This window comes from Flavobacterium sp. (assembly GCF_044339515.1).
GTDB lineage: Bacteria > Bacteroidota > Bacteroidia > Flavobacteriales > Flavobacteriaceae > Flavobacterium.
Window position 1 is genome coordinate 1 of sequence record NZ_JBIIVK010000022.1, and the last position, 16,778, is coordinate 16,778.

The 16,778-nt window shown below is 32.8% G+C and carries 13 protein-coding genes; 7 read left to right on the forward strand and 6 right to left on the reverse strand.

The features are described from left to right. Positions 1-607: 607 nt before the first annotated feature. Complete coding sequence (locus ACIQ0M_RS07715) at positions 608-1,573, reverse strand: SPFH domain-containing protein (protein WP_396151271.1); 966 nt, start codon at positions 1,571-1,573, stop codon at positions 608-610. Between the two features lie 72 nt (positions 1,574-1,645). On the opposite strand from ACIQ0M_RS07715, the gene ACIQ0M_RS07720 reads away from it, so the two are divergent. Further along, positions 1,646-2,302 carry a PorT family protein gene (locus ACIQ0M_RS07720; RefSeq protein ID WP_396151272.1) on the forward strand — a complete coding sequence of 219 codons (657 nt, stop codon included), beginning with the start codon at positions 1,646-1,648 and terminating at the stop codon, positions 2,300-2,302. 134 nt (positions 2,303-2,436) lie between these two features. On the opposite strand, the gene ACIQ0M_RS07725 is transcribed toward ACIQ0M_RS07720, so the two are convergent. From ACIQ0M_RS07725 to ACIQ0M_RS07740, 4 genes are all read right to left on the reverse strand, one after another. Further along, on the reverse strand, positions 2,437-2,736 hold the full coding sequence (locus ACIQ0M_RS07725; protein ID WP_396151273.1) for an STAS-like domain-containing protein: 300 nt from the start codon (positions 2,734-2,736) through the stop codon (positions 2,437-2,439). Between the two features lie 66 nt (positions 2,737-2,802). After that, positions 2,803-3,690 carry an ATP-binding protein gene (locus ACIQ0M_RS07730; RefSeq protein WP_396151274.1) on the reverse strand — a complete coding sequence of 296 codons (888 nt, stop codon included), beginning with the start codon at positions 3,688-3,690 and terminating at the stop codon, positions 2,803-2,805. After that, entirely contained in the window at positions 3,691-5,202 is a 1,512-nt protein-coding gene (gltX, locus tag ACIQ0M_RS07735) for a glutamate--tRNA ligase (RefSeq protein ID WP_396151275.1), read from the reverse strand. It abuts the gene before it with no gap. Between the two features lie 72 nt (positions 5,203-5,274). Next, positions 5,275-6,303 carry an alkane 1-monooxygenase gene (locus ACIQ0M_RS07740; RefSeq protein WP_396151276.1) on the reverse strand — a complete coding sequence of 343 codons (1,029 nt, stop codon included), beginning with the start codon at positions 6,301-6,303 and terminating at the stop codon, positions 5,275-5,277. 107 nt (positions 6,304-6,410) lie between these two features. Here ACIQ0M_RS07740 and ACIQ0M_RS07745 point away from each other — a divergent pair, with 107 nt between their 5' ends. The 6 genes from ACIQ0M_RS07745 to ACIQ0M_RS07770 all read left to right on the forward strand — a co-directional run bounded on the left by ACIQ0M_RS07745 (position 6,411) and on the right by ACIQ0M_RS07770 (position 16,365). Then, positions 6,411-9,797 (forward strand): hypothetical protein, encoded by a 3,387-nt coding sequence (locus ACIQ0M_RS07745; protein WP_396151277.1) that lies wholly within the window; start codon positions 6,411-6,413, stop codon positions 9,795-9,797. Then, positions 9,790-10,209: an rRNA maturation RNase YbeY gene (gene ybeY, locus ACIQ0M_RS07750; RefSeq protein ID WP_396151278.1), complete on the forward strand. Its 420-nt coding sequence runs from the start codon at positions 9,790-9,792 to the stop codon at positions 10,207-10,209. Before ACIQ0M_RS07745 ends, ybeY begins: the two co-directional genes overlap by 8 nt. 56 nt (positions 10,210-10,265) lie before the next feature. Next, on the forward strand, positions 10,266-12,137 hold the full coding sequence (gene mnmG, locus ACIQ0M_RS07755) for a tRNA uridine-5-carboxymethylaminomethyl(34) synthesis enzyme MnmG (RefSeq protein ID WP_396151279.1): 1,872 nt from the start codon (positions 10,266-10,268) through the stop codon (positions 12,135-12,137). A gap of 138 nt (positions 12,138-12,275) precedes the next feature. After that, positions 12,276-13,121, forward strand: coding sequence for a class I SAM-dependent methyltransferase (locus tag ACIQ0M_RS07760; protein WP_396151280.1), 846 nt, complete (start codon positions 12,276-12,278; stop codon positions 13,119-13,121). 240 nt (positions 13,122-13,361) lie between these two features. Beyond that, positions 13,362-13,949 carry an OmpH family outer membrane protein gene (locus ACIQ0M_RS07765; RefSeq protein WP_396151281.1) on the forward strand — a complete coding sequence of 196 codons (588 nt, stop codon included), beginning with the start codon at positions 13,362-13,364 and terminating at the stop codon, positions 13,947-13,949. 139 nt (positions 13,950-14,088) lie between these two features. Then, entirely contained in the window at positions 14,089-16,365 is a 2,277-nt protein-coding gene (locus tag ACIQ0M_RS07770; RefSeq protein WP_396151282.1) for a helix-turn-helix domain-containing protein, read from the forward strand. A 25-nt stretch (positions 16,366-16,390) separates the two neighbouring features. Here the strand turns inward: ACIQ0M_RS07770 and ACIQ0M_RS07775 are convergent, their stop codons facing one another. Then, positions 16,391-16,774, reverse strand: a complete 384-nt coding sequence (locus tag ACIQ0M_RS07775; RefSeq protein WP_396151283.1) for a DoxX family protein — start codon at positions 16,772-16,774, stop codon at positions 16,391-16,393. Positions 16,775-16,778: the final 4 nt, after the last annotated feature.

The window sequence follows — 16,778 nt, forward strand, 5'->3', positions numbered from 1 at the left end:
AGGAACTAGCATTACGAACAGTCTCTAATGACCAATGACACAAAATAGCTTTTATCTTTCTCTTTCTTCTGTTGAAATAAATTTATAAAATTTTCAAAGAACTTCCTCTTGCAAACATAGGATGACACAGTGAAATATTTTCATAAACAAAAACTATAATAGCCACAAATTACTGTGGCTTTTTCTATTATTTGTATTTTCTATTGATTTTAAAATTCTATTATCAAAAACAATCAAAAACGGCTTTTTTAGAGCGTTTTTTAGGAAGAAAAAATAAAAGGAAATGTGATTTTATGCTTCGCTCAATGAAAGTGAATTTAAACGTTTCTAATTCGTTTTTGATGAATTTCTAACCGTTTTTTCATCCTTAAAAATTCGAAAACTAAAATTTCTGCGTTTTCCGTGTTTTCTGTGAGAAATATGTTTTTCATTTTTCAAATTTTTCAAATCTGTTTTAAAAAAAATATTTGAAAATCCATTAAGCAAAGCTTCAAAAAAAATCAGCGTAAATTCTTTTCATCCATCAAATCCGTGTTCCATTAAATTTAGCTTTCAAATCGGTATCCAATTAAAACCAAAAAAAAGAGACCCGAAGGTCTCTCTCATTTTATTCTTCATCTTCGGTCGTACCGAATTCATCTTTAGGAGCACTTTTTTTATTTGCTTTTTTAATAGCTCCTTTTTTCATCGCTTCACCAACTTGGTTACTGGCTGTAAAACTGGCTACCATATTATTTAGCATATCACTTCCGGCTTGTGGCGAGTTTGGTAATAAAATTAAGTTAGAATTTGTATCGGCACCAATTGCTTGCAATGTATCATAATGTTGAGTCACAACAATTAATGCAGACGCTTCTTGCGAATTAATTCCAACACGATTCAAAACGTCCACACTTTCCACTAAACCTCTTGCAATTTCTCTTCTTTGATCGGCAATACCTTGACCTTGAAGTCTTTTGCTTTCTGCTTCAGCTTTTGCTTTCGCTACAATTCTTATTCTTCCGGCTTCTGCTTCATATTCTGCAGCCGTTTTTTCACGATCGGCCGCGTTGATTCTGTTCATTGCATTTTTTACTTGAATGTCCGGATCAATATCAGTAATCAAGGTGTTAATGATGTCGTAACCATACGTAGTCATCGCTTCGTTTAACTCACGTTTTACCGCAACGGCAATATCATCTTTACGTTCAAAAACATCATCCAATTTTAATTTTGGAACTTCGGCACGAACCACGTCAAATACATAGGATGTAATCTGATCGTGCGGATATTCTAACTTGTAAAACGCTTCGTATACTTTTTCTTGAATTACTTTAAACTGAACAGACACTTTCATTTTCACAAATACGTTATCTTTTGTTTTGGTTTCAATAATAACATCTAATTGTTGTATTCTTAAGTTTAATCGTCCGGCAACTCTATCTATCACAGGGATTTTTAGTTGTAAACCAGATTGTCTCGTGCTGTTGTATTTACCAAAACGTTCAATTACCGCCGCCGATTGTTGTTTGACAGTGAAAAAAGAAGCTAGCAGTAAAAAAACTGCCAATACAATAATAATGTAAAAAGTCATAAAAATAGTTTTTAGGTTATATGTAATGATACGAAATTTCTCGTACGTTTGTTACAACTTTACACACAAATCATGAAAAGATATTTTTTAGCATTGGTTTTGCTTGGTTTTACAAGCATTGTTTCAGCTCAATATGGCAAAGGCGATTATAACCATATTGGGATAAGTTTGGGTTTAAACCAAACCAATTTATATACCGATAATTTTAGTGTTAAACCCGCTATGAATTGGACGGCAGGTTTATCCATGCGTGGAAATTACTACAATAATTTTTCGATGATATATGGTATGAATTTTACTGAAAACAAATTTTCTATTGAAACTTTTTCAGGTATTTCTCAAAAGGAAGTGGATTTAAAAATGATGGCTGTTCAAATCCATTTGTTGTTGTGTTACAAAATTGGTGGCGGTCCGGTTTCGCTAGATTTTGGTCCGGTTTTGCAAGTCAACAGTAAATTAAAGTTCAACGATGCTGACGAAAATAATTTTATCGAAGGCAATGAATTGCTTCGGGTAAAAAACATTGAAGACATTACGCCCATTAATTTTAATGTTTACGCTGGAATTTCCGGTGGTTTTGAAAATATTCGCTTGAGTTTGAGTTATCAATATGGCGTGACAAATATTTTAAACAACCTAAATAAGCAAGAAGAAGTTACTGCCTTAGCCGATGGAAAGCTAAAAGGTAATTTGGGTGTAATTGCCGGAAATATTATCTTTTATTTTTAAATAAACTTCAAGAATTTACCTTTCAATATATTTAAACATCATTTTTTTATTAATGTTGAATTGATTACTTGTTTGTAAGTGATCAGTTAATTTAAAGTTTTTACATTAAAAAAAATCCCGATTTATCGGGATTTTTATTTCTTATATATTTCATTATACTTATGTAAGTAGGTACTAATTCTTTCAAATTGATTTTTATTACATTTAAATTTTAATGAATTTTTTAACCTATCTAATCCATAATTATCTAAAATGTTTCCTAAAGAAGAGTTTAAGAATGAAGAAGAGAGAACCATATCATTATCAATATTTAATATGATATTATTATATTGTTTTAAATTTTTTTCTAAAACACAATATAACTTTACACCCTCAATGTTCATTTCGGTGTTATTTACAATATCCTTGACTAGTATGTTTGTTGTAGAATCCATAATATGTCGAACAAATATAAATATAAAAATTGTTAACAAACAAAAAAAATTGTTAATAAATCATTTCTATAATTCATAAATTAAATTTTCATCATCAATTTTATCAAATTCAAGAGTACTAACTTCAACTTTTATTAATGTCCCAGAAAAGTTATATCCGGTTTCAAACAATATAAATTCATCATCATAGCTTTTATACAATAAGCCGTTATTAGAATAAATTGTAAGTTTACCATTGAAATTCTCGGTAAAATCTAAAACATTACTTAATCCAAATCCTTTATTTTGAGGTGTTGAAAATGATGAAACACCTGTTTCTAGAGCTTTTTTAATTGCTTTAGAATCGGTAATCACTTCCATATTTTTGCTTTTGTAATAATTATTCAATGAATCTGCAATGCCAATTCCAAAGTCACACACAGAAAAAGATAATTTTTTTGTCGTCGGAAAATACTGAGTAATAATATATCCATCTACAGGTGATTTAGAATGATCAAAAATATTATTGAATATCTCTGTCATATTAGTTGCTAATGGAAGTAAATCTTTATTATTAAAAAATGTTTTTTCATAATATTCTTTTGCATATTTAGTATAACTTCCCAACATTTCTTTGGATATATGCCATAAGCAAAGTGTTATTTTGTTGTGAGTAAAAGTAAATTTATCCCTATTAAACCCATTAGACCAATATTTTTTAAATTTTATAGTTTTAAGATGCCTATTTAATTCTTTTCCTCCGTTAATAAATTGAATATCGATTTTTTTATTATGAAATAAATCAAATAAACATGCTAATACCACAAAATCATCCGTGTCTAGAAAAGTAATGTCATTAAAATCTACAATAAGAGTATCACAATTTTCACTAATTTGAAGTATCGAATCATTAATAAATTTGAACCAAAGGAATGGTTCACCATTGCTTGGAACTTTTATTGTTAGGGAATTCATTTATTTTAATTCATTTAATTTAATAACATTTTCTATTCTTTCGATAACTTCCTTTTTTCCAATTAACTCACATAAAACAAATAGGTCAATACCTTTTAATTCACCAACTAATGAAATCCTAAAAGGAGCCATAATTTGCCCAAAACTATATTGATTATTTTTTATCCAATCTTTTACTTCTCTTTCAATCTCAGATTGTTTAAATTCATTTATCTTTTCTAAAATATCTAGTAAGTTAATCATTAAGAAAGCGGTGTTCTCTTTCCAATTCTTTTCAAGTGCTTTATTATCATAGGACATTGGTCTTTGAAAAATATAATTATTTATTTCCCAAAAATCATTAATGAAAACAGCCCTTTCTTTTGTTAATTCAATTATTTTTTTTAACTTATAATCTGAGACTGTTATATTCTTTTCACTTAAAATTTCTTTAAATATTAAAGCTAAAACTTCATTATCTTCTAATTGTAAGTATTGTTGATTATACCATTTTGCTTTTTCAGGATTAAATTTACCACCAGATTTAGTAACATTTTCCAATAAAAATTTACTTTCCAATTCTTTTAATGAATAAATCTCTTTTTCAATTCCACTTCCTTCATTCCATCCTAACATCACCAACATGTTTATCAATGCTTCAGGAAAATATCCTTCCTCTTTAAAACCTTTCAAATCTTTCCATTGTAATGGAAATACTGGAAAACCACCTATTTCTCCATCCCTTTTTGATAATTTACCTTTACCATTAGGTTTTAAAATCAATGGCAAATGAGCAAATTCAGGTGCTTCCCAACCAAAAGCCTTATACAATAAATGGTGCAATGGGAGAGAAGGCAACCATTCTTCACCACGAATCACGTGGGATGTTTCCATCAAATGATCATCAACAATGTTGGCCAAATGATAGGTTGGCATTCCGTCACTTTTAAATAACACTTTGTCATCTAGCAAGTTAGTATCAAATTTAATATCACCACGAATGATGTCTTTCAATTCTAAAACTTCATTCACAGGTGTTTTGAAGCGAATCACAAAATCTTCGCCGGCAGCAATTCTTTTGTTCGTTTCTTCGTCAGAAATGACCAATGAAGTATCTAATTTTTCACGGTTATGCCAATTGTAAATAAAGGTTTTTCCTTGTTCTTCGTGTTGCTTTCTGTGTACATCCAAAGCTTCCGGAGTATCAAACGCATAATACGCCCAACCTGAATGAATCAATTGATCTGCATATTGTTTATATAAATGTTTACGTTCACTCTGACGATAGGGACCAAATTTTTCGTTTTTTCCAACCGTTTCAGAAGGTGAAATTCCTAACCATTCCAACGCTTCAAAAATGTATTGTTCCGCACCGGGAACAAAGCGATTTTGGTCAGTATCTTCAATACGCAAATAAAAAACGCCGTTATTTTTTTTCGCAAATAAATAATTGAACAAAGCGGTTCTCACTCCACCAATATGCAATGGTCCGGTTGGACTGGGTGCAAAACGAACGCGAACAGGTCTTGACATTTGTATAAAAATTTTGGCAAAGATAAGATTTAGTTTGCTTTTTTATGTTGAATCAAGATGGTACAGAATAATTTATTTCATTTCTTCCGGAATTCTCTTGTTCATGATTGAATACCAAAGCGGAGGAATAAAAGACAAAACCATTGAAGTAGGATAGCCGAAAGGCAATTGTGGACTTTCCTCATGACATTCTAAAATTTGATATTCTTTCGTTGATTTGTAATGATGGTCACTATGCCTTGTTAGTTCATATAAAATGATTCTTCCTAAAATATGATTGGAATTCCATGAATGTTTTTCAGAAACGCGTTCATATCGTCCGGAAGGCAAGTTTTTTCTTTTCAAACCATAATGTTCAATATAATTGATGGTTTCCAACAAAAGAAAACCTACTATGCCGGCTGAAATCCCCACAAATAAGACTTTTAAACCAAAAAAAGCATATAAGCTTATCAAATAGGTGATTTGAATAATGGTAAACCAAAACATATCATTTTTTGGGGAGAAAAAAGAAATGGTATCGATTTCATTGATTCTTTTCTGAATTTTCCAGGCTTTTAAATACGTTCCGCTAACGGATTGCCACCAAAAAGAATACAAGCTTTGATTGTATTTTGCCGTTGAAGGATCATCTGGAGTAGAAACATCCAAATGATGACCGTGATTGTGTTCAATAAAAAAGTGAGTATAGTGACTCGGAATAAGCAATAGTTTACCTAGAATTCGTTCATAACGTTTTTTTCGATGTCCCAATTCGTGAGCAACATTTATTCCGTTTGAACCCAGAATAATGCCTAAACTAAGTACTATTCCTATTAGTTCATACAGTTGTAACGACTTTGTCTGAACGATTGTAAACGTAAAAAAGAGACTTCCATATAAAATTAGAACGTTAAGGTACAATAACCAATCAAAAAGTTTATTTTTAAGTCTTTTTCCTTTTTCTTCGTCTGAATAATTGGAATGATCAAGCGGTAGAATGTATTCCAGAATAGGAATTAAAACAAACACAAAAACCAATAAAAAATACGACCACAAACCTTGTTGAAATATACATAAAATTCCAACTACAGGAATGCTGTATGCCCATAAGTATTTCATGATTCAAATTGTTTCTCTAAAATTATAAAATTCTTTTAAAAACTTTTAACTTTTGACTAAAAAATAAAATTGTACTTTTATCGGTTACAAGTAAAAGCCTTATTATTTTGGAAACAAAGTCGTTGATTTATCAAAAGTTAGAAGCATTTATAAAAAAATATTACACCAACGAATTACTCAAAGGAGTCATTTTATTTGTTGGTTTAGGGTTGTTGTATTTCTTCTTCACGCTTTTTATAGAATATTTTCTTTGGTTAAAACCACTAGGAAGAACAATATTATTTTGGTTATTCGTCGTTGTACAAGTTTTACTTTTGTCGAGATTTATATTGTTTCCGCTATTTAAGTTATTTAAACTTCAAAAAGGAATTGATTACAACCAAGCGTCCCAAATCATTGGAAGTCATTTTACGGAAGTGAATGATAAACTAACAAACTTTCTTCAATTAGCCGAAAACAATCAACAGTCAGAATTGCTTTTGGCTTCCATTGAACAAAAAGGGAAAAGTTTGCAACCGATTCCGTTTAGCAATGCCATTAATTTTAAAAAGAATACCAAATACCTTCCGTGGGCGGTTATTCCGTTGTTGTTTTTGAGCTTCTTTATGTTATCGGGAAACAGCGATATTATTGCCGATAGTATGAATCGAGTGGTGCGATATAATGAAAAATTTTCACCACCGGCTCCGTTTTCTTTTGTGGTTTTAAATGAAAATTTACAAACCGAACAAGGGCTAGATTACGTTCTTCAAGTAAAATCGGAAGGAAAAGTCATTCCAGAAAATGCAATGATTTTTATTGGTGACGAAAGTTATTATATGGAAACATCCAAACCCGGCGTTTTTGAATATCGTTTTACAAAACCTTCCAAAAATGTTGCATTTCACATTGAAGCGAATGCAGTTTCTTCAGATGATTATGAGCTTTCAGTCGTTGCAGTTCCAACCGTTTCTAATTTTGAAATGGTTTTACAGTTTCCATCCTATTTAAATCGAAAAGCTGAAATCATCAAAGGTTCCGGTAATGCTACTGTGCCGGAAGGAACGAAAGTGAGTTGGAGAATTAATGCTCTTTCCACATCAAAAATTGAATATGCCGATGGTTCTGGTTTTACCAATTTTATTCAAGACAATGATGAATTCAAATTGTCTAAAAATGTTAAGCAAAATACAGAATATCAAATACTTACTTCCAATAATAAAGTTAAACACTATGAGAAATTAAACTATCAAATTTCAACGATTAAAGATCAATTTCCTACTATTGTTGTTAACAATGCACCTGATAGTTTGCGAATGGAGAAGAATATTTTAATCGGACAAGTTTCGGATGATATAGGACTTTCTAAATTGCAAATCGTCTATTATCCTAAAAATAATGAAAAGGCGGCTTTAAAAGCTTCTATTCCCGTGAAGAGGGATGTCTTTGATCAGTTCATTTATACTTTCCCGGGAAATCTTCCGGTGGTAGAAGGAGTTTCGTATGAATATTATTTTGAAGTGTTTGATAATGATGCGATTCATAATTATAAAAGTTCAAAATCTTCTGTTTTTTCAGATCGAATTAGTACTGAAGAGGAACGTGAAGACGAGCAATTCAAACAACAAAATGACAATATCAATAGCATTCAGAAATCTTTAAAGAATCAAGACAAACAGCTATCTGAGTTAGATAAGCTTCAGAAAATGAGTAAAGAAAAAGAAAGCTTAGAATTTAAAGACAAACAAAAAATAAGTGATTTCATCAAACGCCAAAAGCAACAAGAGGAGATGATGAAAGAATTTACAAAGGATTTGAAGGATAATTTGAAAGAATTCAATAAAGAAGAAAAAGACGAATTTAAAGAGCAACTCGAAAAGAGAGCGGAAAATGCCGAAAAGCAATCGGAAGAAAATCAGAAATTATTAGATGAACTTCAAAAACTTTCAGAGAAGATTCAGGATTTAGATATTGAAGAAAAGTTAGATAAAATCAAACAAAATTCTAAAAATCAATCTAAGAATTTAGAACAATTGGTTGAACTGACTAAGAAATATTATGTTGAAAAGAAAGCGGAGCAACTCATCAAGAAATTAGACAAATTAGCAGAAAAACAAGATAAATTATCGAAAGAGGATAAAGAAAACACATCAGATAAACAGGAAGCAATCAACAAAGAATTTGATAAAATTCAAGAAGAATTACGAGAATTAGAAAAAGAGAACAAAGAGTTAAAGTCTCCAATTGACATTCCTTCGGACGAAAAACAAGAAAAGAGCATCGAAGAAGATATGAAAAGAGCATCCGATGAACTTCAAAAGGAACAAAAAGATAAAGCAAAACCCAAGCAAAAAAGTGCTGCTCAGAAAATGAAGCAAATGAGTATGCAAATGCAACAAGGAATGGCCGGTGCAGAAATGGAGCAGATGGAAGAAGATGTAAAAATGCTTCGCCAAATTCTAGACAATTTGTTAGCATTTTCTTTTTCGCAAGAAGATCTAATGAAGCAATTCAAAGGATTGAATAAAGGTGCTCCATCGTATAACAAATACCTTAAAATTCAACAGGATTTAAAGCAACAATTCAAGCACATTGATGATAGTTTGTTTGCGATGTCTTTGCGTAACGAAATGATTACAGAGAAAGTAACGGAAGAAATCGGAAATGTACATTACAATGTTGATAAATCGCTTGAATCTTTAGCAGAGGCAATCATATCGAAAGGAGTTTCACACCAACAATACACTGTTGCAGCATCCAACCGCTTAGCTGATTTTCTTTCGGATCTAATGAATAGTATGCAAATGTCTATGTCTGGCATGGGCTCTGGAAGTAGCGGAAAGCCAAAACCCGGTCAAGGTAAAGGGGGTCAATTGCCGGATATCATTCAAAAGCAAAAGGGTCTTTCTGAAAAAATGAAACAAGGAATAGAAAAAGGAGAAAAGCCCGGAGAAGGAGAAAAGGGTGAGAAACCAGGCGAAGGTAAAGACGGTGAGAAAGGTGAAAAGACCGGCGGTAAGGAGGGAGACAAAGGCAAAGGAAATCAAAAAGGCAATAAACCGGGTGAAGGAAGCGGTGGCGGTCAAGGCAATAATGATGGTGAAGAAAACGCTCGTGAATTAATGGAAATTTTTCAAGAGCAACGTCGATTACGTCAACAGTTAGAAGATGAATTGAAGAAGCAAGGTTTAACTCCGGGTGGTCAAAAAGTGTTGGATCAAATGAAAGATGCAGAGAAACAAATTCTGAATAAAGGTTTTAAAAATGAAGTGCTTCAACGGATGCTAAACATCAATTACGAGATGTTGAAATTGGAGAAAGCCGTTCAACAACAAGGGGAAGATACCAAGCGTCAATCGGAAACAAACAAGAAGGAATTCAATAATTCGGTTAAACCACTTTCTCCGGAATTACAACAATATTTAAATAGTGTTGAAATTTTAAATCGACAAAGCTTACCTTTGCGGCCAAATTATAACCAAAAGGTTCAGCAATACTTTAAGAAGAATGATTAGTTTTAACTATGAAACCGATTTTGAATTAGGTGATGAAAAGTTGTTTTCCAATTGGATTTCGACCATAATTTCATCAGAAGGCAAAGATGAAGGCGAAATCAATTATATCTTTTGTGATGATAATTATTTACATAAAATCAATCTAGAATACCTTAATCATGATACATTAACCGACATTATTAGCTTTGATTACAGTGAAGGAAATTTTTTACACGGCGATATTTTTATTTCAACTGAAAGAGTGCAAGAAAATGCGTTAGAATTCAATGTTTCCTTCTTAGATGAATTAAAGCGAGTGATGGCTCACGGTGTTTTGCATTATTGCGGCTTTAAAGACAAATCTGAAGCTGATGAAAAACTAATGCGTCAAAAAGAAGAAGAGAAAATGATGATGTTCCACGTGGAACAATAAAATGAACTTAATGAAGTTTCCGTGAAATGTTTCACGTGGAACAATCTAATAAAACTATGTTTCAAGATAAATATGATGTAATTGTGGTTGGTGCTGGCCACGCAGGTTCTGAAGCGGCAGCGGCAGTAGCGAATATGGGTTGTTCAACTTTGTTGGTGACAATGAACTTGCAAACTATCGGGCAAATGTCATGCAATCCTGCTATGGGCGGAATTGCAAAAGGACAAATTGTGCGTGAGATTGATGCATTGGGTGGTTATTCCGGAATTGTTTCGGATAAGACAGCTATTCAGTTTAAAATGCTTAATAAGTCAAAAGGTCCGGCAATGTGGTCACCAAGAGTTCAAAGTGACAGAATGCGTTTTGCAGAAGAATGGCGATTGATGTTAGAAAACACGCCAAATGTAGATTTCTATCAAGAAATGGTTGCTGGTTTAATTATCGAAAACAATGTTATCAAAGGAATTAAAACTTCTTTAGGGATTGAAATCAAAGCCAAAACCGTTGTTTTAACGAATGGAACTTTCCTTAACGGATTAATTCATATTGGCGAAAAACAGTTCGGAGGAGGAAGAGCTGGCGAAAGTGCCGCATACGGAATTACAGAAGATTTAGTAAAACTAGGGTTTGAATCAGGGCGAATGAAAACCGGAACCCCTCCAAGAGTTGATGGTCGTTCGTTGGATTATACCAAAATGAGAGAAGAAAAAGGAGATGACAAACCACATAAATTTTCTTATTTAGATTCCACAAAACCATTGATTCACCAAAAGTCGTGTTGGATGACTTATACGTCAGAAACTGTTCATGATTTATTACGTGAAGGCTTTGATCGTTCGCCAATGTTTAATGGGAGAATTCAAAGTACAGGCCCGCGTTATTGTCCATCCATAGAAGATAAAATTAATCGTTTTGCTGATAAAGACAGACATCAATTGTTTGTTGAACCGGAAGGTTGGAATACGGTTGAAGTATATGTAAATGGTTTTTCTACATCTTTGCCGGAAGAAGTACAATTTAAAGCCTTACGTTCGGTCGAAGGATTTGAAAAAGTGAAATTCTTTCGCCCAGGATATGCCATTGAATATGACTATTTCCCACCAACACAATTAAAACATACGTTAGAAACCAAGTTAGTTGATGGTCTGTTTTTTGCTGGTCAAATCAACGGAACTACCGGCTACGAGGAAGCCGCATCACAGGGGTTAATGGCTGGAATAAATGCCGCATTAAAAGTGCAAGAACGTGATCCTTTCGTTTTAAAAAGAGATGAAGCCTACATAGGTGTTTTAATTGATGATTTAATCACTAAAGGAACAGAAGAACCGTATCGAATGTTTACTTCCAGAGCAGAATACAGAACGTTATTGCGACAAGATAATGCTGATGAACGATTAACACTAAAAGGATTTGATTTAGGATTAGCATCAGAAGAACGTTTAATTCGAATGAATCACAAGTTTAATGAAGCAGAAAAAATGGTCTCTTTTTTCAGAGAAACAAGTATTTCTCCGGAAGAAGTAAATCCGGTTTTGGAAATAAAAGGAAGTTCGCCAATGGTTCAATCAGATAAAATGTATAAAGTTTTTTCCCGACCTCAGATTGATTTGGAGGACATTGTTCTGTTTGATAAAGTAAAAGAATATATCTCCGTTAATGAATTGGATGAAGAAACCGTTGAACAAGCAGAAATTCAAGTCAAATACAACGGCTATATTGAAAAAGAACGTAACAACGCTGATAAATTAAAACGATTAGAAGACGTGAAAATTCCTGACAATTATGATTTCGACAAAATCAAATCATTGTCTTATGAAGCAAGAGAGAAGTTTAAAAAAATTCGTCCGGTCACCGTTTCGCAAGCTTCTAGAATTAGTGGTGTGAATCCAAGTGATATTTCAATTTTATTAATTTATATGGGAAGATAAATAGTATTCAGTAGGCAGTCCCGATAGCTATCGGGAGTGTTCAGTTTAATACTAATCAATTAATTGTTCCACGTGAAACTATTTTAAAAACCCAAACAAAGACAACCTGTTCAAGCAAAAAAAAGCATTTTATAAATAATGAATTTTTCAAATGAGCCTTATATTAAAGTAAAAGATTATTCCGTTTCAGGAGAACATTTTGAATTGTTGATGGATGAAAGCCTTCAATTATTAAAAACCTATCCGCAACCTGCATTATCGGATTTACCGAATTACTATGAAAGCGAAGATTATATCTCTCATACAGACAGCAAGCGTTCTTTGTTTGAAAAAGTGTATCATTTTATTAAAAGAAAAGCAATCCGTGACAAAGTAAGCTTAATAGATTATTGGAGTGGTGAAAAAGGAAGTGTATTAGATATTGGTTCAGGAACCGGAGATTTTTTAGCCGAAGCGAAACAACAAAATTGGAAAGCGGTAGGAATGGAGCCAAGCGATAAAGCAAAAGCTCTCGCAAAACAAAAAGGAATTTGCATAATCGATACGTATCCTGAATTAGAAGATCATTTTTTTGATGTTATAACAATGTGGCACGTTTTAGAACATGTTCCGGATTTAGAATTTCAAATTAAAGAATTGAAACGGTTATTAAAGCCGGATGGCGTAATTTTTATTGCAGTGCCAAATTACAAATCATATGACGCAAAATACTATGGAAAATTTTGGGCGGCTTATGATGTGCCGAGACATCTGTGGCATTTTTCTAAAACGGCCATGGAAAAACTTTTTGCACAAGAGAATTTAAAACTGAAAAAAGTTCAACCCATGTGGTACGATAGTTTTTATGTGAGTTTATTATCTGAAAAGTATAAAACCGGAAAAATGAATCCTTCTAAAGCGTTTTGGATTGGTTTAATATCAAACTTGAAAGGTAAGAAGAGTTTAGAGTATTCCTCACACATTTATATCTTTAAAAACAGCTAAAAGTCATTTTAAAGCTTATTTTCGAGCTATCTAATCAAAAAGCACACCTTTTATTGTTTTAAATCTGTTTGTTGATTTAATTGAATTTATTAAGCCAGAATGAAATAACTTTAAACTATATTTCGTTCAAAAATAATTACATTTCCTTATGCTAATCATTTTTTTGAAAAAGCAAATCAAATTTGCCAATTAATCAGGAATTATTACTTTTACCAAAATTTTATAAATCAGACAATCATAATGAAAAAATCAATTTTAGTTTTCGGCTTACTTTTGGCCATGGCATCGTGTGATAAAGCAGCCGATCAAAAAGATTTCAAAACCGCTTATGTAGATACTTCTAAACTTTTGGAGGAGTATACCGAGGCAAAAGATATAGAAGAGAAATATAAATCAAAAGGGGAAGAAATGGGCAAGCAACTAGAAGCTGAAGTTGTTCGTTTCCGTTCTGAAGCAGCAGCCTTTCAAAAAAATGCTCAAACATACGGTCCACAGTGGGCTCAACAAAAAGGTGCTGAATTGCAACAAAAAGAACAAGAGTTGTCCTATGCTCAACAAGCCATTTTACGTCAGTTACAAGAAGAAAGCGGTAAAGAAATGGACAGTTTGGTGAAAGATGTAAAAAAGTTCATTAAAGAGTACGGAAAAGAAAAAGGATACAATTATATCTATGGAACAGGTGATGCAGCGACCGTTTTGTATGCTAAAGAAGAATATGATATCACCAACGAGGTTGTGAAGTTATTAAATGAGAAATACAAATCGTCTTCATCCGCTGATAAGAAAGAAGAAAAAGCAGAAGCAAAAGCTGATTCTACAAAAAAATAAGTTTTGATTTAAAATTAACTAAACCTCTCTTTTCGGGAGGTTTTTTTGTTATCTAGAAATTCAAATTATAAAAATTCAAAACAAGACTTTCTTCATTAATCAAAAATTTGTAATTTCACATTTTTAAACTCAACGCCACATGGAAATTACAAACGATGCACGCCAAGTCTTGCAGTTTATCAATCAAACGCAACGCTCTATTTTTCTAACCGGAAAAGCAGGAACAGGAAAGACTACATTGTTGCGAAAAATCATTCAAACAACGCACAAAAATACTGTAGTTGTTGCTCCCACGGGAATAGCAGCTTTAAATGCGGGTGGAGTTACCATTCACTCCATGTTTCAACTGCCTTTTGGAGGTTTCATTCCCGAATATATCACCGGTTCAAGCATATCGCAATATCAAAAATTCGAGACTAAAAATACCTTAGTGAAGCATTTTAAAATGAGCGGCCAAAAGAAAGCCGTGATGCTCAATATGGAACTGCTCATTATTGACGAAGTCAGTATGCTTAGAGCCGATTTATTAGACGCTATCGATTTTATGTTGCGAAAAGTTCGCCGGAAAGACATTCCGTTTGGTGGAGTACAAGTGCTTTTTATTGGCGATTTATTGCAGTTGCCACCCGTTGTAAAAAATGATGAATGGCAAGTTTTACGCAACTATTACCGAGGAATTTTCTTTTTTAATGCCAAAGTAATTCTGGAAAAACCACCGTTATACATCGAATTATCTAAGATTTTTCGTCAAACAGATGAACGATTTATATCCGTTTTAAACAACCTTCGCAATAACACCATTACACAGCGAGACATGGTGGTCTTAAATGATTTTGTGAAGCCCAATTTCGACATCAAAGCCAATAAAGGATATATTACATTAACTACTCACAATGCCAAAGCCGATTCGATCAATGCAGAATCTCTTGAGGAATTGGAAGGAAAAAGTTATCGCTTTAAACCTGAAGTAGTGGGAGATTTTCCTGAAAAAATTTATCCTGTAGAAGAAGTTTTACAACTGAAAGTGGGTGCTCAAATTATGTTTATTAAAAACGATTTGTCACCGGAAAAGAATTATTTTAATGGGAAAATGGGTTTCATCAAATCCTTATCAGAAGCTGAAATTATTGTTCATTTTCCCGAAGAAAATAAGACCATTGAAGTGGAGAAATATGAATGGAAAAACATTCGCTATTCCGTTAATGAAAATACCAAAGAAATTGATGAGGAAACACTTGGAACGTTTGTTCATTATCCGATAAAGTTGGCTTGGGCAATCACAGTTCACAAAAGTCAGGGATTAACTTTTGATAAAGCCGTTTTAGATGTTTCTCAAGTGTTTCTGCCCGGACAAGCGTACGTTGCATTGTCGCGATTACGTTCGTTGGAAGGTTTGGTTTTGTTGAAACCAATTCAAATGAACGGCATTTCCAACGACCAAGAAGTAATGCAATATGCTGAAAATAAAGCAGATGAAGAAACCATCGTGAATGCATTACAGAAAGAAACGCAACAGTTTATTCTTCAATACATTAAAAACAGTTTCGATTGGGAAGCTATTGCACAACAATGGCGAAACCATCGATTTAATTATAATACCGATGCAGAAAAGTCTGAGAAATCAAAGCATCAAAATTGGGCTGAAATTCAAGAACAAAAAGTTTCAAATTTAGAGGAACCGGCAAAAAAATTCAGAATTCAATTAGACAAACTTTTTCACGCAGATGATGTCAATATTCCTTTTATTGCAGAAAGAGTGAAAGCCGCCAAAGATTATTTTCTTCCAAAATGGAATGAAATTATGTTTGATTTACTTTTAAAAATGGAAGAAGTCAAACGTAAAAAAAGAGTAAAAGAATTCTACACAGAGTTGAGTGAATTAGAAGAATCCACGCTAAAGACCGTTCTTCAATTGTTTAAAGCAGTTAAAATGGTAGAGGTTTTAGCTGAAGGAAAAGAAATAAACAAAGAAAATTTAACTTCAAATGAAATTCAAAATTACCGAAGTATTTTGGTTGAAAATGTGATTGAACATTTCAAATCCATTCAAAATACCTTAATCGAAGAAGAGGAAGAAGCTGATTTTGACCCTTTTCAGTATCTTCCGAAAAAGAAAAAAGCCAAAGAACCAAAAAAATCTACAGTTCAAGAAACCTATGAACTTTGGCAGCAACATAATTCTATTCAAGAAATTGCAAAAATTAGAGTTTTAACACCACAAACGATTCAAGGTCATTTAGCCAAGCTAATTGAAGCCAAAACCATCTCTGTATTCGACGTGTTACCGGAAGACAAAATAAAGGAATTAGCCGCCGCATTTGAAGGCTACAACGAGGAAACATTAAATGGCTTGAAAGAACAAGTAGGAGAGAAGTTTACTTGGGGTGAATTACGTTTGTTTAAAGCGAGTTTGTAGATTTAATCTTTTTGAAAGAAACAAACTAATTCAACCAATACACAGCCAAAACAGCTGGAATAAAGTAAATTACAATCGTTCTTGCTCCGTCATAATCTTTAGCTAAACGTTGTCCGAAAAGTAAAAAAAGAAGAGTTACACAACTCATTATGGCGGCATAAAAACCGTATTCACGGTTGCCGTTATACAGCAGTTGAACCATGCCGGCAATGGCTAAAATTACAGTTACTAACTCTAAAAGTAATATAAAAGCCAAGGCTTGTGTAACCATATTTTTGATTACGGTTTTGGAAAAATGCTCTTTTAACCAAGCCAAATTGTCTTTCCAGTAAAACAATTTATCATAGCCGGATTGCAAAAAAGTAACAGTTAAGAGCAGTAAAATCAAAAAAGAAGCAGGATTGTTCATGCGT